The sequence below is a fragment of the Thalassospira sp. genome, assembly GCF_048059015.1.
GTDB lineage: Bacteria > Pseudomonadota > Alphaproteobacteria > Rhodospirillales > Thalassospiraceae > Thalassospira.
This window is the reverse complement of record NZ_JBLLNT010000021.1, coordinates 53,182-72,656: the sequence shown is the minus strand read 5'-3', so window position 1 is coordinate 72,656 and position 19,475 is coordinate 53,182. Positions and strand designations below refer to the sequence as shown.

Annotated in this window: 22 protein-coding genes; 10 read left to right on the top strand and 12 right to left on the bottom strand. The window is 54.8% G+C overall.

Translation table 11 applies throughout. The features are described from left to right. Window positions 1-33: 33 nt before the first annotated feature. Window positions 34-699 (bottom strand): TetR/AcrR family transcriptional regulator, encoded by a 666-nt coding sequence (locus tag ACMZ66_RS21465; protein WP_416940470.1) that lies wholly within the window; start codon window positions 697-699, stop codon window positions 34-36. A 227-nt stretch (window positions 700-926) separates the two neighbouring features. Between ACMZ66_RS21465 and ACMZ66_RS21460 the strand changes: the two genes are divergently transcribed. Together ACMZ66_RS21460 and ACMZ66_RS21455 are read left to right on the top strand one after the other, a co-directional pair. Next, window positions 927-1,976, top strand: a complete 1,050-nt coding sequence (locus ACMZ66_RS21460; protein ID WP_416940468.1) for a homocysteine S-methyltransferase family protein — start codon at window positions 927-929, stop codon at window positions 1,974-1,976. Next, entirely contained in the window at window positions 1,915-2,547 is a 633-nt protein-coding gene (locus tag ACMZ66_RS21455) for a GNAT family N-acetyltransferase (RefSeq protein ID WP_416940466.1), read from the top strand. The genes ACMZ66_RS21460 and ACMZ66_RS21455 overlap by 62 nt, the downstream gene beginning before the upstream one ends. A 20-nt stretch (window positions 2,548-2,567) precedes the next feature. Here ACMZ66_RS21455 and ACMZ66_RS21450 read toward each other — a convergent pair whose 3' ends face one another. Together ACMZ66_RS21450 and ACMZ66_RS21445 are read right to left on the bottom strand one after the other, a co-directional pair. Next, entirely contained in the window at window positions 2,568-3,023 is a 456-nt protein-coding gene (locus tag ACMZ66_RS21450) for a DNA polymerase III subunit chi (RefSeq protein WP_416940464.1), read from the bottom strand. An 85-nt stretch (window positions 3,024-3,108) separates the two neighbouring features. Next, complete coding sequence (locus tag ACMZ66_RS21445) at window positions 3,109-4,578, bottom strand: leucyl aminopeptidase (RefSeq protein ID WP_416940462.1); 1,470 nt, start codon at window positions 4,576-4,578, stop codon at window positions 3,109-3,111. 241 nt (window positions 4,579-4,819) lie between these two features. Here ACMZ66_RS21445 and ACMZ66_RS21440 point away from each other — a divergent pair, with 241 nt between their 5' ends. Next, window positions 4,820-6,052 (top strand): NnrS family protein, encoded by a 1,233-nt coding sequence (locus tag ACMZ66_RS21440; RefSeq protein WP_416940460.1) that lies wholly within the window; start codon window positions 4,820-4,822, stop codon window positions 6,050-6,052. 9 nt (window positions 6,053-6,061) lie between these two features. Here ACMZ66_RS21440 and ACMZ66_RS21435 read toward each other — a convergent pair whose 3' ends face one another. The 3 genes from ACMZ66_RS21435 to amrS all read right to left on the bottom strand — a co-directional run bounded on the left by ACMZ66_RS21435 (window position 6,062) and on the right by amrS (window position 8,164). Beyond that, entirely contained in the window at window positions 6,062-6,535 is a 474-nt protein-coding gene (locus ACMZ66_RS21435) for a GNAT family N-acetyltransferase (RefSeq protein WP_416940458.1), read from the bottom strand. 84 nt (window positions 6,536-6,619) lie between these two features. Continuing rightward, a complete protein-coding gene (locus ACMZ66_RS21430; RefSeq protein ID WP_416940456.1) occupies window positions 6,620-7,018 on the bottom strand; it encodes a cupin domain-containing protein in 399 nt (132 codons plus the stop codon). Between the two features lie 45 nt (window positions 7,019-7,063). Further along, window positions 7,064-8,164, bottom strand: a complete 1,101-nt coding sequence (gene amrS / locus ACMZ66_RS21425) for an AmmeMemoRadiSam system radical SAM enzyme (protein ID WP_416940454.1) — start codon at window positions 8,162-8,164, stop codon at window positions 7,064-7,066. 91 nt (window positions 8,165-8,255) lie between these two features. Here amrS and amrB point away from each other — a divergent pair, with 91 nt between their 5' ends. After that, on the top strand, window positions 8,256-9,725 hold the full coding sequence (gene amrB, locus ACMZ66_RS21420; RefSeq protein ID WP_416940452.1) for an AmmeMemoRadiSam system protein B: 1,470 nt from the start codon (window positions 8,256-8,258) through the stop codon (window positions 9,723-9,725). On the opposite strand, the gene ACMZ66_RS21415 is transcribed toward amrB, so the two are convergent. Both ACMZ66_RS21415 and ACMZ66_RS21410 read right to left on the bottom strand, forming a co-directional pair. Then, window positions 9,681-10,226, bottom strand: a complete 546-nt coding sequence (locus ACMZ66_RS21415; RefSeq protein ID WP_416940495.1) for a GNAT family N-acetyltransferase — start codon at window positions 10,224-10,226, stop codon at window positions 9,681-9,683. The genes amrB and ACMZ66_RS21415 overlap by 45 nt on opposite strands. Window positions 10,227-10,250: 24 nt before the next feature. Beyond that, window positions 10,251-10,652, bottom strand: a complete 402-nt coding sequence (locus tag ACMZ66_RS21410) for a rhodanese-like domain-containing protein (protein WP_416940451.1) — start codon at window positions 10,650-10,652, stop codon at window positions 10,251-10,253. Between the two features lie 105 nt (window positions 10,653-10,757). Here ACMZ66_RS21410 and ftrA point away from each other — a divergent pair, with 105 nt between their 5' ends. The 6 genes from ftrA to ACMZ66_RS21380 all read left to right on the top strand — a co-directional run bounded on the left by ftrA (window position 10,758) and on the right by ACMZ66_RS21380 (window position 16,718). Next, window positions 10,758-11,756 carry a transcriptional regulator FtrA gene (ftrA, locus tag ACMZ66_RS21405; protein WP_416940449.1) on the top strand — a complete coding sequence of 333 codons (999 nt, stop codon included), beginning with the start codon at window positions 10,758-10,760 and terminating at the stop codon, window positions 11,754-11,756. Then, a complete protein-coding gene (locus ACMZ66_RS21400) occupies window positions 11,753-12,169 on the top strand; it encodes a DUF2750 domain-containing protein (protein WP_416940447.1) in 417 nt (138 codons plus the stop codon). Before ftrA ends, ACMZ66_RS21400 begins: the two co-directional genes overlap by 4 nt. A gap of 99 nt (window positions 12,170-12,268) precedes the next feature. After that, window positions 12,269-13,084, top strand: a complete 816-nt coding sequence (cysQ, locus tag ACMZ66_RS21395; RefSeq protein ID WP_416940445.1) for a 3'(2'),5'-bisphosphate nucleotidase CysQ — start codon at window positions 12,269-12,271, stop codon at window positions 13,082-13,084. A 425-nt stretch (window positions 13,085-13,509) separates the two neighbouring features. Continuing rightward, a complete protein-coding gene (locus tag ACMZ66_RS21390) occupies window positions 13,510-14,505 on the top strand; it encodes an L-threonylcarbamoyladenylate synthase (protein ID WP_416940443.1) in 996 nt (331 codons plus the stop codon). Between the two features lie 13 nt (window positions 14,506-14,518). Further along, window positions 14,519-15,931, top strand: a complete 1,413-nt coding sequence (locus tag ACMZ66_RS21385) for an FAD-binding oxidoreductase (protein WP_416940493.1) — start codon at window positions 14,519-14,521, stop codon at window positions 15,929-15,931. 37 nt (window positions 15,932-15,968) lie between these two features. Further along, window positions 15,969-16,718 carry a DUF4336 domain-containing protein gene (locus ACMZ66_RS21380; protein ID WP_416940441.1) on the top strand — a complete coding sequence of 250 codons (750 nt, stop codon included), beginning with the start codon at window positions 15,969-15,971 and terminating at the stop codon, window positions 16,716-16,718. A gap of 61 nt (window positions 16,719-16,779) precedes the next feature. Here the strand turns inward: ACMZ66_RS21380 and ACMZ66_RS21375 are convergent, their stop codons facing one another. The 4 genes from ACMZ66_RS21375 to ACMZ66_RS21360 all read right to left on the bottom strand — a co-directional run bounded on the left by ACMZ66_RS21375 (window position 16,780) and on the right by ACMZ66_RS21360 (window position 19,268). Then, window positions 16,780-17,634: a 5'-nucleotidase, lipoprotein e(P4) family gene (locus tag ACMZ66_RS21375; RefSeq protein WP_416940439.1), complete on the bottom strand. Its 855-nt coding sequence runs from the start codon at window positions 17,632-17,634 to the stop codon at window positions 16,780-16,782. A gap of 172 nt (window positions 17,635-17,806) precedes the next feature. Further along, window positions 17,807-18,121: an acylphosphatase gene (locus tag ACMZ66_RS21370; protein WP_416940437.1), complete on the bottom strand. Its 315-nt coding sequence runs from the start codon at window positions 18,119-18,121 to the stop codon at window positions 17,807-17,809. Between the two features lie 36 nt (window positions 18,122-18,157). Then, complete coding sequence (locus tag ACMZ66_RS21365) at window positions 18,158-18,499, bottom strand: DUF1244 domain-containing protein (RefSeq protein ID WP_416940491.1); 342 nt, start codon at window positions 18,497-18,499, stop codon at window positions 18,158-18,160. A gap of 34 nt (window positions 18,500-18,533) precedes the next feature. Next, entirely contained in the window at window positions 18,534-19,268 is a 735-nt protein-coding gene (locus ACMZ66_RS21360) for an HAD family hydrolase (protein WP_416940435.1), read from the bottom strand. Window positions 19,269-19,475: the final 207 nt, after the last annotated feature.

Below are 19,475 nucleotides of genomic sequence, written 5' to 3'. Positions count from 1 at the left end.
GCGAAATATACAACACAATTTTCGTGTTTAATTTCAGTTGGATTGCCGGGTGAACAGCAACTTGATGAAACTACGCAATAACATGACCTGATCGGCAAGTTTGTGCGGCTCATTCAGCGCCTTTGACATCACGATCCCGCCCTCCAATACGGTCGAAATCATGTCTGCCACTTCTTCCAGATCAACCGGCTCTGTCGTCTGATATTGCCGCGCGATATCATCAAGTGCCGCGCGGAACCGCGTGCGCCACGCCAAAACCGCATGACGGTTCAAATCGCGGACTTCCTGATCAAACAAACGTTCCTGATAGCAATAGACAGCAACGATGCATCCGGGATGACCGTTTGGCAAATCTTCGAGAACTTCCGCCAGCATCTTAAGGGCTGCAAGCATCTGGTGAAGCGGATCATCAATCAGTTCGCGCGCGCGATCAAAGACCTGGTCCAGGATTTCGTCATCCTGTTCGATATAGCGTTCCAGCAACGCACGGGCGAGCTCGTTCTTGTCCCGGAAGTGATAGAAAAACCCGCTTTTGGTCAGGCCTGCTTCGCAGATCACTTCCTCGATCGAGGTGGCACCAAAACCCTTTTCGAGGATGGATTGTGACGCAATTTCCATAATCCGTTCGCGCGTGCGTTCGCCTTTGCGTTTGGGCCCACCAAACGTGTTGGTAATTGTCAGTTTTTCCATCTCAGCCATCACTTACCCTACCGACGGTACAGTTTTGCGTCGCCAAAGGCCGAAATGGCCGCGCCGCAAGACACCAAACTCATCGTAACCATTTGAATTAAATAGACCTTTGAAAATCTTCGAAACTCGACCGTGTGCCCACTAGAAACACAACCCCAATCAGAGCGAGATTTCCAACCCGCGTTTACATACCCCCGCGGTAGAAAATTTGAAATCTAAAACTGAAATTTGGATCAATGAGCACACGCAACCCACTCCTTTCCCCACACGGAAAGGTAAAATTCATCACCGATGGCGGTCTTGAAACCACACTGATTTTTCATGACGGCATCGATCTGCCGCATTTTGCGTCCTTTGACCTTTTGAAAACGCCGGAAGGTTGCGCACATATCAGCGCTTATTATGAGCGCTACCTTAAACTTGCGACTGAGGCCAAGGCGGGGTTCATTCTTGAAAGCCCGACATGGCGCGCCAACCGCGATTGGGCGCAAAAACTTGGCTATGACGAGGATGAACTGGCTGAACTGAACCGCAAGGCCATCATGCTGATGGCAAATTTGCGCGACCAGTATCAGTCAGACACAACACCATGCCTGATCAGCGGCAATATCGGCCCGCGCGGCGATGGTTATGTTCCCTCCGAACGTATGACAGTTAATCAGGCACGGGCCTATCACGCGGTTCAAATCATGACATTTGCCAAATCGGGCGTGGACATGGTTTCGGTTGTGACGATCAATTATCCCGAAGAAGCAATCGGCATTGCCCTTGCCTGCCGGGATATCGATATCCCGTGCGTCATTTCGTTTACCGTCGAAACAGATGGCAACTTGCCGAGTGGCGAGATGCTCCGCGACGCGATTGAAATGGTCGATGCCCAGACCAGCAATTATCCAGCCTATTACATGATCAATTGCGCCCATCCGGATCATTTCCGCAACCGACTGGAAGAAGACGGTGCATGGAAAAAGCGGATTTGCGGCGTTCGCGCCAATGCATCACGCCAAAGCCATGCAGAGCTTGATGCCTGCGAACATCTTGATGACGGCAACCCGGATGAACTGGGTCAGCTTTACCGTGATCTTGCCGGCCTTTTGCCCAATCTGGCGGTCATTGGCGGCTGCTGCGGGACCGACCATCGCCATGTTGGCGCCATGGCAAAGCATGCGCTGACACACCTTCGCACAACGATCTATACAAACAACACACACTGGGACACGAGCAATGAATATACAGACAAAAGCACCCCACGCGCCGAACGCGGAACAAGCGGCTGTCGAGATTGATATTCGCGCGGCCACGCCAAACGATGCGGATGCCATGGCCAAACTGATCAACCTCGCGGGTGAAGGCTTTCCGGTTTATCTTTGGGAAAGCATGATCGAAGGCGATGAAACCGTCTGGGATGTCGGCCGACGTCGCGCCCAACGCGAAGAAGGCGGCTTTTCCTATCGCAACACATACGTTGCTGTTGGTGAAGACCAGATCATGGGGGCCATCACAGCCTATGCTCAGCCCGACACAATTGACCCGGTCGATCCAGCAGAAACACCTGCGATGTTTGTGCCAATCCTTGAACTGGAAGGCCTTGCACCAGGCAGTTGGTACATCAATGTCCTTGCAGTATTTCCGCCGTTTCGCAATCTCGGCCTTGGATCAGTTTTGGTCCGCGCAGCTGAACAGCACGCGCGCGATGCCGGTAAACACACCGTCAGCATTATTGCATCTGATGGCAATCCCGGTGCTGTGCGTCTTTATGAACGTTTGGGATATCAGGTTCGCGCAACGCGCACGATGATCAAGGACGGCTGGGAAAATCCTGGTAAAAACTGGATCTTGTTGACCAAGGAAGTTTGAGAACCAAAGGCCGATTGCGATTAGCTTTCGGCCTTTTTCTCCCACGACCCTTGCGGGGTTTGCTGCCAATAGGACAGCTTGTGACCGGCTTCTTTCCAGTCTTTCCAGCGCGTGCGCGCCTCGGAAACCGCATCATAGTCACGGTCATCAAACAGCATGATGACGCGTTCGTAATCAGCGACCTTATCGCTCATGGCGCGGTCAGTCAGAAACAGGAACTGGGCCCCGTTGGGATTTTCATCCTCGGATGTCAGCCAGACGGGTTGAAGTTCCGGATCGCCATCGGCCTTGGAACCATGTGGAAGCCAGCTTGCAGGCTCATAGGTCCAAAGCAGCGTGTTAATCGCTTCAATGCGCTGTTCATTTCCGGTCATGACCACAGCACGCTTTTCCCGCTCCAAGGTTTTGGACAGCAGGGTCGGCAATGCGCGTTCCAGCGGCAAGCTGGTGAGATGGTAAAACCAGATGTCAGCCATAAGCCAATTCAGTATCGCGAAAGCAAAAACGGGGCAAGATGATCATCACCCTGCCCCGCCATTAAATCAGATATTCGCCCTGAAATCAGAACTCGTAGTTATCAGCAACAAAGCGATCGAGCAGACGCACGCCGAAACCGGTACCACCTTTGGGAACAACTTCCTTGTCCGCGGTCGACCATGCCATGGCGGCGATATCAAGATGCGCCCACGGACGATCCTTGGTGATAAAGCGTTTGAGGAACTGGGCCGCGGTGATTGAACCTGCCGGGCGACCACCAACGTTTTTCATATCCGCAATGTCAGATTTCAGCTGCTTGTCATAAGCAGGCGACAGCGGCAAACGCCAGACGCCCTCGTCAACAGCAAGACCAGCTGTGGTGATCTGGGCTGCCAGATCGTCATTGTTGGAAAACAGACCAGCATTTTCATGACCAAGGGCGATGATGACAGCACCCGTCAGGGTCGCCAGGTCAACAATCAAACGCGGATCGTATTTTTCCTGCACATAGGTCAGCGCATCACACAGAACAAGGCGGCCTTCCGCGTCGGTATTGATGACTTCAATCGTCTGCCCCGACATGGAAGTCACAACGTCACCCGGACGCTGTGCGGTCGAAGAAGGCATATTTTCAACAAGGCCAAGAACCGCAACAACGTTGCATTTCGCCTTACGACCAGCCAATGCCTTCATCAGGCCCGATACCACACCGGCACCGCCCATATCCCACTTCATGTCTTCCATGCCGCCCGCAGGCTTAAGCGAGATACCGCCGGTATCAAAGGTCACACCCTTGCCAACAAAGGCAATCGGAGTGTCTTTTTTCTTACCACCGTTCCAGCGCATGATGACCATGGCAGGCTTGCGCGCCGAGCCCATGGCAACGCCCAAAAGCGCGCCCATGCCAAGCTTTTTCATTTCCTTTTCATCAAGGATGTCGATCTCGACACCAAGTTTTTCGAGGGCGGAGACTTCCTTGGCGAAGCTTTCCGGATAGAGAACGTTTGCCGGTTCAGACACCAGATCGCGGGTGAAGAACACGCCTTCGACGACCTTTTTGGCACTGTCGAACTGTTTCTTGGCGTCCTTGTGATCACGGGCGCAAACGCTCAGGCCCTTAAGGACCGGTTTATCGTCCTTGGTTTCGGTCGTGCGGTATTTATCGAACCGATAATCGCGCAGCATCGCACCGGTTGCGAAATCACATGCCATGCCTTCCATGTCAAACAGAACAGAAAGCTCTTTCTCACCGGTGGCAAGTGCACGGGCCGTTACCGAACCGCCAAGTTTCTGGGCTGCGATCACGTCAAATTCGGCTTCCTTGCCAATCCCGAAAATGATCACGCGCGACAGATCGACATTTGCCGGTGCAAGGATCTGAAGGCTCTGGCCTGCTTTACCCTTGAAGGTCGACGCCTTGATCGCCTTGGTGATCGAACCACCTGTTGCTTCATCAAGTGCAACCGCACTTGGCATCAGATCGGCACCCTCGGTCGCAAAGGCAATAACGGCACCGCTGGAGGGAATGGCGAGATCGGAAAACGTGATCTTCATGGTGAACAGGACTCCTGTCATGTTTCGGGGCGCACAGTTTTCATACTGTGTCTGAAAAATACTGCCCCTAATCTAGCGTGATATCCGCGCTTGAAAAGGCTTATCATCGAAAAAGCTGCGGGATTTCACGCAAAAGCAATGCGTTGGCCTGATCAATGGCTTTGCTGCCAAATTGCGCAACGTCAAAGACACGATGGCAAACATCGATAAGATGGCCCATCCCCGTTTGCAGGAGGCCACCTTGTCCGCCCAACCAGCCCCGATCATGATCACCGAACCAAGTGCCCAACCCCACCCGTTCTGGAGTGGCGCGTTCCGCCCATTATTCCTTTTGGCCGGTATGCTTGCGATTATTGCCGTCGTCTGGTGGGTCGCGGGTTTTGTCCACGGCATCGCAGTGCCCAGCCTTGGCACGCCGTCCTACTGGCACGCCCATGAAATGATCTTTGGTTTTGGCGGGGCTGCAATTGGGGGCTTCCTTTTGACCGCGATTGCCAATTGGACAGGACGCCCATCGATCAACGGCACAATGTTAATGATGCTAACATGCTCGTGGCTTTTGGGGCGGTTCGCGATCGGTTTTGCGGAAAGCCTGCCTGCTTTTGCCGCAATCACCGGGGCATTGTTCTATTTCGTCTTCCTGATCGCCTTGGCGGCACGAGAACTGATTGCTGCGCGCAATTTCAAGAATATGCGGGTGATCGCGGTCATTTCCGTGATTGCGCTTTTTGACGGGCTGTTTGTCGCATCCTGCCTTGATGTGATCAGCCTTGATCCGATGATGCTTTATCAAACAGCGATACTGACGATCATTTTGCTGATCGCCCTGATTGGCGGACGCGTCATTCCCGCCTTTACACGCAACTGGATGACCCGCGAACAGATTGCAGCCCCCATGCCCGCCATGTTTGACCGGTTTGACATGGCCTGTTTGGCAAGCATTGCCCTTTGCATAATTGGCGGGCTTGTTGCCCCGGCCTCCTCCACCCTTGGCTATGCGCTATTTCTTGCAAGTGCGCTGCATAGTGTGCGCCTGATCCGTTGGCGCGGGATCTATAGCTGGCGCGAACCGATCGTTGCGATGCTCCATCTGGGCTATTTCTGGGTGCCGATGGGTTTGGGATTGCTAGGCCTATCGGTCCTTTGGCCCGATATGATCAGCAGTCGTGATGCGCTCCATGCCCTGACCGGCGGGGCGATGGCTTGCATGATCATTGCCATTGCCGGGCGCGCTGCCCTTGGCCATACGGGGCGCGAGGTCCGCTCAAGCATGATGCTGAATGCCGCCTTCGGCCTGATCTGGTTTTCAACCGTATTTCGGATCGCAGCCAGCCAAAGCAACGAGCACTATGTCACGATCCTCGCCATCGCGACCCTGATGTGGCTGGGCGGATGGCTGGCGTTTTTGATTGGTTATGCGCCGGTATTGCTCGGCCCATCGCAAAAGAAAACGCGCGGCATTCCGGTGCAATAAACCGAACACTCAGCCAAAATCAAACAGCGAGAGCGACGGGTTGGATTTGATGTATTCTACCTCGTCGTTCTCGACATCGCCGGTGGAATGCCAGCCGTGGCTTTCATAAAAGCCGTGCGCGCGGTTGTCCGGATCTGCCCCGGTGGTCAGCGAGATGTCATTACATCCTTGAGCAAACAGCCATTCCTCGGCCGTACGCAGTAATGCAGCCCCAACCCCGCGTCCTTCAAAATCGGGATCAACGAACAACGCCCAAAGCGTTGCTTCCTTGGGGATGGCAATGGCAAAGCCCGCCGCTGATCCATCCAGATCGGCTATCCAGATGCCATAACCATCTGAAAGCCACTTGCCATAGGCGGCCTTGGTGACACCGCGTTCGGCCAGCTCGGATGCTGAAAGATGGTTTTCGCGCACGCGGCTTCGGATGGCAAAAATTGCCCCGACATCGCCAATACGTGCTTTGCGAATTTTCATCCCGGCCATGCTGATTTTCCCGAACGCGTCTTAAACCGGCGGTAATTTAGCCAAGCCGCCGACAAGTACCAGCAAAAACGTCGGGCGGCCCGATTATTGGCCGAGATAATCCGCATCCGTCACGGGCTCCAACCAATCCACCGGCGACCCATTGAGCTTTTCCTGAATAGCGATATGGGTCATCGCGGTGTCGGGACCCGCCCCATGCCAATGCTTTTCACCGGGTTCAAACCAGACAACATCACCCGGGCGGATTTCCTCAATCGGGCCGCCTTCGCGCTGTGCCCGGCCAAATCCGGCAGTTACGATAATGGTCTGGCCCAGTGGATGTGTATGCCATGTGGTGCGCGCACCGGGTTCAAACGTAACGTTTGCGGCGGCCACCCGTGCCGGGTCAGCAGCACTGACAATCGGTTCGATCCGGACCTGCCCGGTGAAATATTCCGGCGACCCAACGGTTGAGGCCTGCGATCCCGCGCGTTTGATTTCCATGACGTCCTTCCTGTGGATTTGTCCCTGAGATTTTATAGGTTTTGATTACTTGGTTCCGGCCTTCAAGCGTACCGGTTGGCGTTTGGGGCCCCATGTGCCGGGCTTTGCCTGAAACACGCCGCCACAATGGGTGCCGCATTTCCGGCACGCCCCATGGGCATCAAGGTTCCAGTCAGACAGTTGATACCAGTCCCGCCCGATCAGGATATCGCCACAGCCATGGCAATAGGTGCTTGAACCCGACTTGTCGTGCACATTGCCGACATAGGGATATCGAATACCGTTTTTGATCGCGATATCGCGTGCGCGCAGCAACGTTTCGGGGGGTGTGCGCGGCGTATCCATCATTTTCCAGTCGGGATGAAAGGCTGTGAAATGCATAGGAACATCTGCGCCAAGTTCGGACTGAACCCAACCGGTCATTTCATCAAACTCTGCATCGCCATCATTTTCACCGGGAATGACAAGATTGGTCAGCTCAAACCAAACGCCTGTTTCATGCTTGAGGTATTTTAGCGTCTCCAGCACATCATCAAGATGGGCCGAGCACAGCTGATGATAAAATCGGTCGGTAAAGCCCTTAAGATCAACATTGGCCGCATCCATATGGCGAAAGAATTCCTCGCGCGCCTTTTCCCCAATGTAGCCCGCTGTCACCGCCACGGTACGCAGCCCCATTTCGCGACATGCCTGTGCGACATCCACCGCATATTCAAGGAATATCACCGGATCGTTATAGGTAAAGGCGACCGACGAGCAACCATGTGCCTTGGCGGTCTTGGCAATCATTTCCGGGGTCGCGAGCGATGAAAGCTTGTCCATCTGGCGCGCCTTGGAAATCTCGTAATTCTGGCAGAACTTACACGTCAGATTACAACCCGCCGTGCCAAAGGACAGGATGGGCGTACCGGGCAAAAAGTGGTTCAGCGGCTTTTTCTCGATCGGATCAATGCAAAAGCCCGATGACCGCCCCCAGGTGGTCAGAACCATCTGATCACCTTCGCGGGCGCGCACAAAACACAAGCCCCTCTGCCCGTCGTTGAGCTTGCAAAAGCGCGGACAGACATCGCACTGAATGCGCCCATCGTCCAGATGGTGCCAGTAGCGTCCGGGGACCGTATCGACCTGCGGGGTGGTCTGGTTCATCAAACGGGCTTTCTTTTGGCGAAGCTTACTCTTTGAAAATCTAGTCCTGATCGCTATCTTTTTCAAAGGAAGTCATGCGATTGGAACATGAATGAGCATTATTCGCCCCCCTGCCGTTGCCGGAAGTTTCTATCCTGCCGATGCCGACATTCTTCGAAGCGAGATTGACGGGCTGATCGATGCGGCCCTGCATTCTGATGTGATGCAGGAAACGGCAACACCCAAGGCGATCATTGTTCCCCATGCCGGTTTGATGTTTTCCGGAAGCTTGGCCGCCCTTGGCTTTGCCACCGTGCGTGCACTCAAAGAACGGATTAAACGCATTCTGATCGTTGGCCCAGCCCATCGCATGGCGTTTCAGGGGATTGCATTGGCCAAGGCAGATGGCTTTGCCACCCCGCTTGGTAATGTGCGCTGTGATTTGCCTGCCCTGCAAACCGCTCTTGCCCTGCCGCAGGTTCAAATCCTTGATGATGCGCACAGGCAAGAACACGGGCTTGAAATTGAGCTTCCCTTTATCCAGCGCCTGTTTGGCGAGACCGCCGATATCGGCATCGTCCCGCTTTTGGTCAGCCGATGCAGCCCGCGTCAGGTCAATGAAGTGATCGAAAAACTGTGGGGCGGCCCGGAAACGTTGATCGTGATTTCATCGGATCTGTCGCATTTCCATGATTATGACACCGCCAAGCGCATGGATAGCCGAACGCGCACCATGATTGAGCAGTTCGATGCCGAAAGCATTGGCAGTGACGATGCCTGTGGCGCGCTGCCTGTTGCCGGAATGCTGATTTCGGCGCGCAATCGCAACATGACGATCAAGACATTGGGCATGCGTAATTCAGGCGATGTTACGGGGGATAAATCCCGAGTGGTCGGATATGGTGCCTGGGCGATTTACGAGGCACAGGATGCGGCCATGAAAAGCACATCAGGCGAAGAAAACGACTTCACCAAAGCGACAGAGCAACTGATTACGGATCATGGTGCGGCGATGCTTGATCTTTGCCGCAAGTCGATCTTGCATGGTCTTGCCCATGGTGCGCCATTACATGTTTCACCCAATGAATTTGGCCCGGCACTTGCGGCCCCTGGCGCGTGCTTTGTGACGCTTAAAAAGGCCGGGCAACTGCGCGGCTGCATCGGGTCGATCATTGCCCAGCGCGATCTTGCCAATGATCTGTGTGAGAACGCCTTCAAGGCCGCATTCCGTGATCCGCGTTTTCCGGGACTGAGCAAGGATGAGGTCAATGATGATCTTGAACTTTCAATCTCGGTCCTCTCCCCGCCGCATGCCTTTCCATTCACAAGCGAAGCTGATTTGATCAGCAAACTGACCCCGTTTGAAGACGGCATCATCCTGTCGGATGGCAATCGTCGGGGATTGTTCCTGCCCCAGGTCTGGGATCAATTGCCGGAACCGGCAGACTTCCTTGCCCACCTGAAGCGCAAGGCGGGTCTTTCGATGGATCATTGGTCCGATACCATGCGTACTGAGCGGTTCATCACGCGCGGTGTTTCAAACGCCAGCGTCACCACAAGCGGGTTCTGGAACCGCGCCTGAGGTGCCTTCAACAGCCAGGGAAAACCGAACCTTGGATTTTGCCACCGCGCCCAAACGCTCATAAAAGCCGATGGCATAAGCATTCCAATCGGGTGTCTGCCATTCCATCCAGCCAAGACCGCGTTCATCCGCATATAGCACAGCAGCGTCCATCAGCATGCGTCCGGCGCCTTGCCCCCGACATTCTGGTGTCAGATAAAGACAGTCCATATGCAAATATTCTGCCGCCTGCCACGTCGAAAACTCGATACTGGCGGCCAGATATCCAACAATATCATGGTCCAAATCAGCAACTAAAATGACTGCACGCGGTACCTCGCCAAAGATGTTTTGTGGCAAGGCTCCCCGCAGGTGATTTCGATCCACTTCTGAGCGTTCAAACGCCGCATGATCGGCAATCAGGTCAATCAAAGCATCCAAATCTCTGGGCCTAACCGGCCTTACAACAACGTCGCCTGCCAAGAATTCTACTCTTTCATCATAGGAAAGACCCCGCCGCATGTGATCCACGGCGGGGCTTCATACTCAATCCTTGCCGGTCACGAGGCTAAAGCCCTCGTCAATCCAGCCCGTAATCCCGCCAATCATCAGCTTGACCGGAAGACCAAGTGCTGAAAGGCGACAGGCTGCCTTGTTTGCCCCATTGCAATGCGGACCGGCGCAATAGACGACAAAGGTCTTGCCGGCCGGATATTCCGCCATGCGGCGTTCAGTCATCTTGCCATGCGGCAGGTTCAGCGCACCTTCGATATGACCGCTTTCATAAAGAGCGGGCGATCGCACATCGAGAAGGATGAAGTCATCGGCACCCGATTGCAGGGATGCATGCGTGTCCCAACAATCGGTTTCAAACGCCAGCAAGGCGTCGAAATGTGCGCGCGCAATATGCGATGGGGCTGCTGGTACTTCATTAATCAGGCTGGTCATCTTCTATCTCCGTTGAATTGATGACGCCGATTTTAGGCCTTGCCCGATTTTGCAACAGTGACCAAAATGCCATTATTCAGTAATTTTTCGCCAAAGTGATCACAGATGGCACAAAGCCCCCAACAGACCAGCATCGCTACCCCCGACAATCGCCATCACGTTGTTGTTCTGGCTTATGACGGTTTATGCACGTTCGAGTTTGGCATCGCGCTGGAGGCCTTTGCCCTGCCGCGCCCGGAATTTGATTTCCCGTGGTATCGATGCTCCATCGCCGGGATTGATCCGCATATTCGGGCCATGGGCGGCTTTTCTGTCGCGGTTGATGCCGGGATGGAACTGATGGAAACGGCTGACACCATCATCATTCCGGGTTGGCGCGGTGCGGATGCCATACCCGAACCGGCCTTGATTACCGCCATTCAAAAGGCGCATGTACGCGGATGCCGGATTGTAACGATCTGCTCTGGCGTGTTTGTTCTGGCCCATGCCGGGATATTGCAAAATGGCCGGGCAACAACCCATTGGCGCTATGTTGATAAGTTCCGGGCGATGTTTCCCGATACTGAGATTGTCGATGATGTGCTCTATGTCGATCATGATGGCATTATTACCTCTGCGGGCAGTAGTGCCGGAATAGATGCCTGCTTGCACGTCATTCGATCCGACCATGGCGCACAGGTTGCCAACACGGTCGCAAGGCGCCTTGTCATGCCGCCCCATCGCGATGGTGGGCAGGCGCAATATGTCGAAGCCCCCATTCAGGAACGACCGGGCAAGTCGATTGCCGTGGTCCTTGATTGGGCGCGCGAAAACCTTGGCAAACCGATTGAAATCAGCGACCTTGCCCGTCAGTCGGGTTTGAGCCAACGCACATTCCTGCGCCGGTTCCGCGATGGAACGGGCCTGTCACCACTGAAATGGTTGCGGCGTGAACGCATCACCCGGTCAATGAAACTGCTTGAAGAAACCGATCTGGCACTTGTCGATATTGCCGAGCAATGCGGGTTTCAATCGCTTGAGACATTTCGCATCGCCTTTCGCGATATCGCCGGAACACCACCGGCAAGCTATCGCAACCGGTTCAAGCTACGCCAGTCCGCTTGATCGGCATACAAACCCAAAGGATCAATCCAATCGCATCGCCCGACACGCAAGATACCACGCGCTATCAAAGCTTCATTCAATCGGTCTGCGAATGGGAAGGTGTTTGGGGCCTGTATCACAATGGCTGGTTGCTTCATCGCGGCGAAAGCTCTGCCCTTCACTGCCCGCTTTTCACAACGCGCGAAGCAGCCCAAAGCTGGGGTGCAAGCATCCGGACCGATCACGTTCCATGCGCCATCACACTGGTTGAGCTGATGGAAAACCTGATGATGGAATGGCGTGCGAACGGTGTTGTCGCGGGCGTTGCCCCAACTCCGTCCCAAAAGCCTGTCATCGTCGATATTGAGCAGTTTGAACGCGATTTGCTAAGCGGCGTTAAAGCCGCCATGACCGCACGGTTTGGCCGGAAATAGGTTAAAACACCTAAGCATGTGACGTCGGGCTGGACCTTGGGGCGAAAATTCCCTATCCCCAATCCATCGAAGAATTCACGCCAAGAAAATGAGATTGCAATGACCCTTGCCCTGCCTGCCAGCGCAGAAGCGCTTGAAAACGGACTGATCGAGATCGCGCGCAAAGCTGGTGCTGCGATGATGGAAATCTACAAGACCGATTTCGAAGTCCGCTCCAAGGATGATGCAAGCCCGGTCACCGAAGCTGACGAAGCCGCCGAGGCCGTCATTCTGCCAGGTCTTCGCGCCCTGACCCCGGATGTTAAAATCGTGTCCGAGGAAAGTGCCGCCAAGGGTGATGTCCCTGACGTGAATGGCGAGACCGATTTCTTCTGGCTGGTTGATCCGCTGGATGGCACCAAGGAATTCATCAAACGCAATGGCGAGTTCACGGTCAATGTCGCCCTGATTTCCAAAGGCCAGCCGGTTCTGGGCGTTGTCTATGCCCCGGCAATCGACAAGCTTTATTACGGTGGCCCGGATGGCGCGAAACTGATCGAAGGTGTTATTGAACCCAAAACCACCGACATCACTGTGCGCGACATGCCAGAAGACGGCGTTGTTGTTGTTGGCTCCCGATCCCACGGTGATCCCGAAGCCATGAAGGCGTTCTTGGGCGATCTTGCGGTCAAGGAACTCCGCCCGGCGGGTAGCTCGCTCAAGCTGTGTCTGGTTGCGGCGGGTGAAGCGGATCTTTACCCGCGTCTTGGCCCGACCATGGAATGGGATATTGGTGCGGGTCATGCGGTACTGGCTGCGGCCGGTGGGGTGGTCGAGAATATGGATGGCTCGCGATTCCTTTATGGCAAAGGAGAATTTCGCAATCCGTTCTTCATCGCACGTAGCCCATCCGTGCCAGTAAAATACCAAGCCTGATTTTCCGCGAAGCGAAGGCTTTTGGAAAAATTCACGCCCGATCAGCGGTTTGTCTTTTGTGCAGCGCACATAAGGCAGGCCGCTTTTGGTTTGGCGAAATATAGAAATGCTCTAAACCGCAGTTTCGTTGACTTTGGCCCTGATTTGCGGTACACAGAATTCATCGCCACACAGAGTGTAGGTGACGTAAATAGCCGCCGGAATCACGGCGACGCGGTCCAATTTCACCACCGCGGGGCGAAATCGGGCTAGAGCGTAAATTGGAGCCGCCATTTCATGGCGGCTCTGCGCTGTTTGGGCCCAAATTCTTTCCGATATGTCATTCTTTTTTGGCTGCTATCGCAAGGTATCAGGGCGTTCTTCCTTGTCATCAGCATGCATCGTCGCTAGGTATCTGAGTAGATTATCTTTTCAGAGATTGTTGCATGTCACCAGCACTCACCATTCGTCCATATTCCGAAGGCGCTCTCAGCCAGGCCGCAGGCAAACTGCGTGCGGGTGAACTCGTGGCCTTTCCGACCGAGACGGTCTATGGGCTGGGTGCGGATGCGACCAATGCGGATGCGGTTGCTGGCATCTATGCTGCCAAGAAACGGCCAAGCTTCAATCCGCTAATCAGCCATTTTCCGGATCGCGACGCCGCCGCCAAACATGCCGTGTTTGATGAGCGCGCCGATAAACTGGCTGCGGCCTTCTGGCCAGGTGCCCTGACGCTGGTTTTGCCACGTCAGAAAGACAGTACAGTTTGCGAGTTGGTCACGGCTGGATTGCCCAGCATTGCCGTTCGTGTTCCCGCCCACCCGATGGCGCGTGAGTTGCTCCGCTCTGTCGGGCGTCCGGTGGCCGCCCCCTCGGCCAATCGGTCCGGGCGCATCAGCCCGACCACAGCAGGCCATGTCGCCCATTCGCTTGGTGATGCAATTGGCATGATCTTGGATGGCGGGCCATGTGGTGTTGGACTTGAAAGCACGGTGATTGATCTGACGACTGATCGGGTAGTGATGCTGCGTCCCGGCGGGATTACGATGGATCAGGTTGCCGAAATTCTTGGCACCGAAATCGTCATGGCCGAAACCGATGACACCGCACCGAAAAGCCCCGGTATGCTAACCAGCCATTATGCACCAGGATTGCCTGTGCGCCTTGATTCCACCGCACCCGATACCGCCAAATACGGCAATGAAGTGCTGCTGGCCTTTGGCGATTGCGTGACTAAGGGGTTTGATGCTGTGCTTTGGCTGTCGAAATCCGGTGATGACCGCGAAGCCGCAGCCAATCTGTTTGCCAAGCTTCATGAAGCCGATCAGAAACGCTTTGACGGCATTGCCATCGCACCGATCCCGCAAAGCGGCCTTGGACTTGCGATCAATGACCGTATGAAGCGCGCGGCCGCCCCGCGTGCGCCCCACCCGTCCCCATAACCGGAACACGATGATGCCGTTCCTGCCAGATGCCGTGATCAATGATCTGAAAGATCTGCTTGGCCCCAAGGGCTGGAGCACGGATTTGGACGTTTTGGGCCCACATAATTCCGAAGCACGCGGCAAGTTCACAGGCCACGCAGAACTGGTGATTTTCCCGGCCACCACCGCCGAGGTTGCCAAGGCCGTCGCGATTTGTGCCAAACATGACATCACCATTGTCCCACAGGGTGGCAATACCGGACGCTGCGGCGGTGCAGTTGCGAGTAACAAGCAGGTCTTGTTGAACCTGAAACGCATGAACCGCGTCATTGAAATTGACGAGCGTGACTTTACGGCCACCGTGGAGGCTGGCGCGATCCTTCAAACCATTCAGGATGCATGTGCCGAGCGTGATTTTCTTTTCCCGCTGTCACTCGGGTCAGAAGGAAGCTGCCAGATCGGCGGCAATCTTGCGACCAATGCCGGGGGCCTGAACGTTATTCGTTATGGCAATGCGCGCGATCTTTGTCTGGGGCTTGAGGTCGTCCTGCCTGATGGCAGCATCTGGAACGGGCTTTCGAAACTTCGCAAGGACAATACCGGCTATGATCTGCGCGATTTGTTCATTGGCGCGGAAGGCACGCTTGGCATTATCACCAAGGCAACGATCAAGCTGTTTGCCCAGCCACAACATATTGCCACCGCCTGGATTGCCGTACCGTCACCGGAATGTGCGATTGATCTGCTGGCGCTTGCGCGGCGCCATAGCGGGGATGCCATCAGCGCGTTTGAGCTTCTAAGCGACTTCGCCCATACGGTCGCAGTTACCTATTTACCCAACATCAAGCGCCCGCTTGCCACCAAAACCAACTGGCATGTGTTGATCGAGCTGAGCTCATCGCGCCCCAATGATGATCTTCAGACACTTTTGGTCGATCTTCTGGAAAAGGCGGTTGAGATCGGCATAGCGACCGATGCCACCATTGCCCAGTCAGATACCCAGCGCAAAAACCTGTGGGCCATCCGCGAAGGCATCCCCGAAGCGCAAGGATTTGAGGGTGGATCGATCAAGCACGACGTGTCCGTGCCAGTTTCGAACGTGCCGGATCTTTTGGAGCGCGGCATGGCCGCCGCACAGGCGCTGATCCCCGGCATTCGTCCCTGCCCGTTTGGCCATGTTGGCGATGGCAATATTCATTTCAATTTCACCCAGCCCGTGGTGATGGAAAAGGCGGCTTTTCTTCGCCGTTGGGAAAGCCTCAATAGCGTGATCCACGACATCGTCACCGATCTTGGTGGATCGATCAGTGCAGAACACGGCATTGGTCAGCTCAAACGTGACGAGCTTGCCCATTATGCCAGTGACGAAAAAATGAAGTTATTGCGCGCGATCAAGACAGCAATTGATCCTGATGGTAGGCTCAATCCCGGTAAAGTTGTGTAAACCCACACAATTTCGATGAACTGCCGGAGATCGCCCCATGTTCTCGGTCGATACCTATGCGCCGCTTGATATTCCCAAACCGATTGCTGATGACATCTGGATCATTGATGGTCCGGTGATCGGCTTTCAGAATTTCGGGTTTTCCATGCCCTTCCCCACCCGCATGACGATTGTGCGGCTGGCCAATGGCAAACTGTTTGTCCATTCGCCGATCCGTCTGACAGAGCAGCTTAAATCCGCCGTCGATGAATTGGGCGAAGTTGCCTATCTGATTGCATCCAACACGATCCACTATGCCGGTGTACCCGACTGGCAGCGTGCCTATCGCGATGCCAGGGCCTATTGCGCACCCGGCGTGATCAAGCGCGCCAAATCAGCCGGTATTGCTGTTACTTTTGACGGCGAACTCGCCGATACGGCGGAGGCCGAATGGGCAGATGAAATCAAACAGATTCTGGTGCGCGGCAGTTATCTGAACGAGGCGGTCTTTTTCCATAGCGCGTCCGAAACCCTGATCCTGACCGACCTGATTGAAAACTTTGAACCTCATAAAATCAAAAGCCCGTTCTGGCGGTTTATGGTGCGATTGTTTGGCACCATGGACCCGGATGGCTCCGCCCCGCGCGACATGCGTGCGACCTTCTTTGGGTATCGCGACCATGTCCGCAAATGCGTGCAAACCATGATCGACTGGAACCCCAACCGGGTCATTATGGCGCATGGTCGCTGGTATGAGACCGACGCCGTGGCAGAGCTCAGACGCGCCTTTCGCTGGGTATTGAAATAACCGCATCAAAAAGGGCGCCCCATCAGGACGCCCTTTGAATTTGCAGATCACAGCAGAAGGCTTACTCGCCCGGACCTGCCCATGGATCCATGGCGTTGAGCTTGTCCTGACGACGTTCGTCGCCCGACTTGCCCCAGTCACCACCAAATGCCGCAGATTCCCACGAACCATAGCTCGGGTTCGGCAGCATGAACCAACGCTCACCCCAATAGGTGTCGTATTTGTTCATCACGTCGAGACGTTCGGCAATGGTACCATCGATGTCGTCGGTGAAATCACCGAAGTTATCGCCAAACATCATGATGACGCGGTAGTCATCGGCAACAGCCTGACGACGCGGTGCCTTGGCCGAACCCCAAGCTTCGATTTCGCCGCGCAGCATGACGTGCTTCTCATCCGCATACGGGAAGCCGTATTTCTTCAGGTTCTCGATGGTCGGTGCTTCTTCCGGTGCCTTGCGGTTCGACACATAGAAGACTTCAACACCCTTTGCCGCCGCAGCCTTGGTGAATTCCAGTGCGCCCGGTGTCGGGGTGGAAATCATGTCATGGACGAATTTCGCCCAGGTTTTGGAGCTGTAATAGGTGCTTTCGGTCACAACCCATGCCTGATAGGCGGAGTTGTCCAAAACCGTCTCATCGACATCAAGGATAACCGCCGGCGGTTTGGACATATAGTTGCCGTCCTGCTCAAGGGCTGCGGTCCAGCTGTGATCGCCAATAGCCGCATCAAGCAGACGGGTTGCACCGGCAAAAACCGATTTTGCAGTCGTTTTATATTCGACCGAGGTCTGCAGCCAAAGCGTGCCGTTCAGACCATCATTCTGGGCTGGCTCTTCTGCCTGTGCGCCAAATGCGCAAAGCGCGCTGGTCGCAACGATGGCAGCAACGCCAAAAGATTTCGCGATAAAGGTCATTTTTTATCTCCCTGTTGATTTCCCGGCTGCATGGATGCTGACCATACAGACAGGATTTCAACAGCATGCCATTGCAGTGCGGCAAATAAAAAGCCTTTTTCCACATTTGCGCGGAAAAAGGCTTTTGTCCGTCATTTGATAATAGCGCCACGGTTGGGCAGAAAACGCGATATTAGCCAGTCGGTCGTTTCTCAAACCCGGTGAAACCGTCTTCAAGGGCGGGTTCTTCGTGGATGCGATCAACCCGCGCATGGGGTGGGCCGTCGTGACAGGCATCAATCATGGACTGAACCACATCCACCGGCCCGCAAAACACCGCCTCAACCGTGCCATCCGGACGATTGCGCACCCAGCCGGTTAGGTCGCGTTTGCGGGCTTCTTCGACCGTCCAGGCGCGATACCACACACCCTGCACCCGCCCTTCGATCCGGGCGTGCACCGCAATATTGCCAGCGCCAGTGGCCGGATCGGGTCGTGTATTTGTCATAAGCGACCTCCTCGCGTCCCGATGGGTCAGCATGGATTACTTGGCACCGGGGATTTTGGCATGCAGATGGGCAGTGTCCTGATATTTCTGCTTCTGCTCGTCGGTTGCCGGGGCCTGATGATTGTCTTTCCATTCGTCATAGGTCATGCCATAGACGACTTCGCGCGCCCCATCATAATCCATGGCAACGCCCTTTTCGCGCGCAGCTGCTAGATACCATTTCGACAGACAGTTGCGGCAAAAACCGGCAAGGTTCATCAGATCAATATTCTGAACATCCTTGCGGTCCTGCAGATGGGTAACAAGCCCACGAAACGCAGCAGCTTCAAGTTCCAGTTTGGTTTGCGGATCAAGGTCGGCTGCCGGGCCATTGGCCATCACGGCCGCCGTCGACATTTCAGAACCGGCACAATCAGACATGTTCCATACTTCCAGCAGTTCGGTGTTGTTCAAGTTGTTCAATCATGGCCGGGACATCTGAAATGCTCTCGGCTGTCAGAACATTCTGGTTTTCCAATTCGGTCTGATCGACCATTTCATGGACCCAGGTGATTTCATAGGGAATGTGGATCGCAGCCCCGCCTGCCGCAAGGACTGGCAGGATGTCGGACTTCATCGAATTGCCGATCATGATCGCGTCTTCGGGCTCGACATTATAGCGGCCAAAGATATTGCGATAAGTCAGCGGATCCTTTTCCGAGACAATCTCGATCCCGTCAAACAGGTCTTCGAACCCGGAGCGGTCGATCTTGAGTTGCTGGGCAATCAGATCACCCTTGGTGATCAGAACCACCTTATAGCGCGGGTTCCCGGCATAGTGACGCAACACCGTTTCTGCCCCGTCAATGATACGGGTCGGTGCGCGCAGCATGGATTTGCCGATCTCGGCAAGTTTGTGGATGTCTTCGGCACTGATCCTGCGTTCGGAAAGCTCAATCGCAGTTTCGATCATCGATAACGTGAACCCTGTCACGCCATAGCCATAGATCGACAAGTTGGCCAGTTCGGCCTGATAGAGACGGTCATCGACCTGATCAGCAGCAACATAGTGGCTCAGCATCTCGCGCAGCTGGATGTGCGCTTCGCGGAACAGCGGCTCGTTGTGCCACAGGGTATCATCGCCATCAAAAGCAATCAGCTTGTACATGTTTACGCCTCGTTTCTTGTTATTGGATGGCCACAGTCATCGGGGAATACGGCCTCGATTTCCGACCATATGGCAGCGCAAACCCTCCGTAAAGCCCCGTTTTCTGTATTTAATATGCTCGACTGGTTTGCGAAAGGGGTTGAAAACACAAGTGTTTGAACAGGTTAAAAGAAAAGGCGTCAGCGAATTGATCGCTGACGCCCAATA

What these genes read in the sequence shown, in the direction of transcription:
- ACMZ66_RS21465 (WP_416940470.1), bottom strand. Translation starts at nt 699, where the DNA reads ATGGCTGAGATGGAAAAACTGACAATTACCAACACGTTTGGTGGGCCC.
- ACMZ66_RS21460 (WP_416940468.1), top strand. Translation starts at nt 927, where the DNA reads ATGAGCACACGCAACCCACTCCTTTCCCCACACGGAAAGGTAAAATTC.
- ACMZ66_RS21455 (WP_416940466.1), top strand. Translation starts at nt 1,915, where the DNA reads ATGAATATACAGACAAAAGCACCCCACGCGCCGAACGCGGAACAAGCG.
- ACMZ66_RS21450 (WP_416940464.1), bottom strand. Translation starts at nt 3,023, where the DNA reads ATGGCTGACATCTGGTTTTACCATCTCACCAGCTTGCCGCTGGAACGC.
- ACMZ66_RS21445 (WP_416940462.1), bottom strand. Translation starts at nt 4,578, where the DNA reads ATGAAGATCACGTTTTCCGATCTCGCCATTCCCTCCAGCGGTGCCGTT.
- ACMZ66_RS21435 (WP_416940458.1), bottom strand. Translation starts at nt 6,535, where the DNA reads ATGGCCGGGATGAAAATTCGCAAAGCACGTATTGGCGATGTCGGGGCA.
- ACMZ66_RS21430 (WP_416940456.1), bottom strand. Translation starts at nt 7,018, where the DNA reads ATGGAAATCAAACGCGCGGGATCGCAGGCCTCAACCGTTGGGTCGCCG.
- amrS (WP_416940454.1), bottom strand. Translation starts at nt 8,164, where the DNA reads ATGAACCAGACCACCCCGCAGGTCGATACGGTCCCCGGACGCTACTGG.
- amrB (WP_416940452.1), top strand. Translation starts at nt 8,256, where the DNA reads ATGAGCATTATTCGCCCCCCTGCCGTTGCCGGAAGTTTCTATCCTGCC.
- ACMZ66_RS21415 (WP_416940495.1), bottom strand. Translation starts at nt 10,226, where the DNA reads ATGCGGCGGGGTCTTTCCTATGATGAAAGAGTAGAATTCTTGGCAGGC.
- ACMZ66_RS21410 (WP_416940451.1), bottom strand. Translation starts at nt 10,652, where the DNA reads ATGACCAGCCTGATTAATGAAGTACCAGCAGCCCCATCGCATATTGCG.
- ftrA (WP_416940449.1), top strand. Translation starts at nt 10,758, where the DNA reads ATGGCACAAAGCCCCCAACAGACCAGCATCGCTACCCCCGACAATCGC.
- cysQ (WP_416940445.1), top strand. Translation starts at nt 12,269, where the DNA reads ATGACCCTTGCCCTGCCTGCCAGCGCAGAAGCGCTTGAAAACGGACTG.
- ACMZ66_RS21390 (WP_416940443.1), top strand. Translation starts at nt 13,510, where the DNA reads ATGTCACCAGCACTCACCATTCGTCCATATTCCGAAGGCGCTCTCAGC.
- ACMZ66_RS21385 (WP_416940493.1), top strand. Translation starts at nt 14,519, where the DNA reads ATGCCGTTCCTGCCAGATGCCGTGATCAATGATCTGAAAGATCTGCTT.
- ACMZ66_RS21380 (WP_416940441.1), top strand. Translation starts at nt 15,969, where the DNA reads ATGTTCTCGGTCGATACCTATGCGCCGCTTGATATTCCCAAACCGATT.
- ACMZ66_RS21375 (WP_416940439.1), bottom strand. Translation starts at nt 17,634, where the DNA reads ATGACCTTTATCGCGAAATCTTTTGGCGTTGCTGCCATCGTTGCGACC.
- ACMZ66_RS21370 (WP_416940437.1), bottom strand. Translation starts at nt 18,121, where the DNA reads ATGACAAATACACGACCCGATCCGGCCACTGGCGCTGGCAATATTGCG.
- ACMZ66_RS21365 (WP_416940491.1), bottom strand. Translation starts at nt 18,499, where the DNA reads ATGGCCAATGGCCCGGCAGCCGACCTTGATCCGCAAACCAAACTGGAA.
- ACMZ66_RS21360 (WP_416940435.1), bottom strand. Translation starts at nt 19,268, where the DNA reads ATGTACAAGCTGATTGCTTTTGATGGCGATGATACCCTGTGGCACAAC.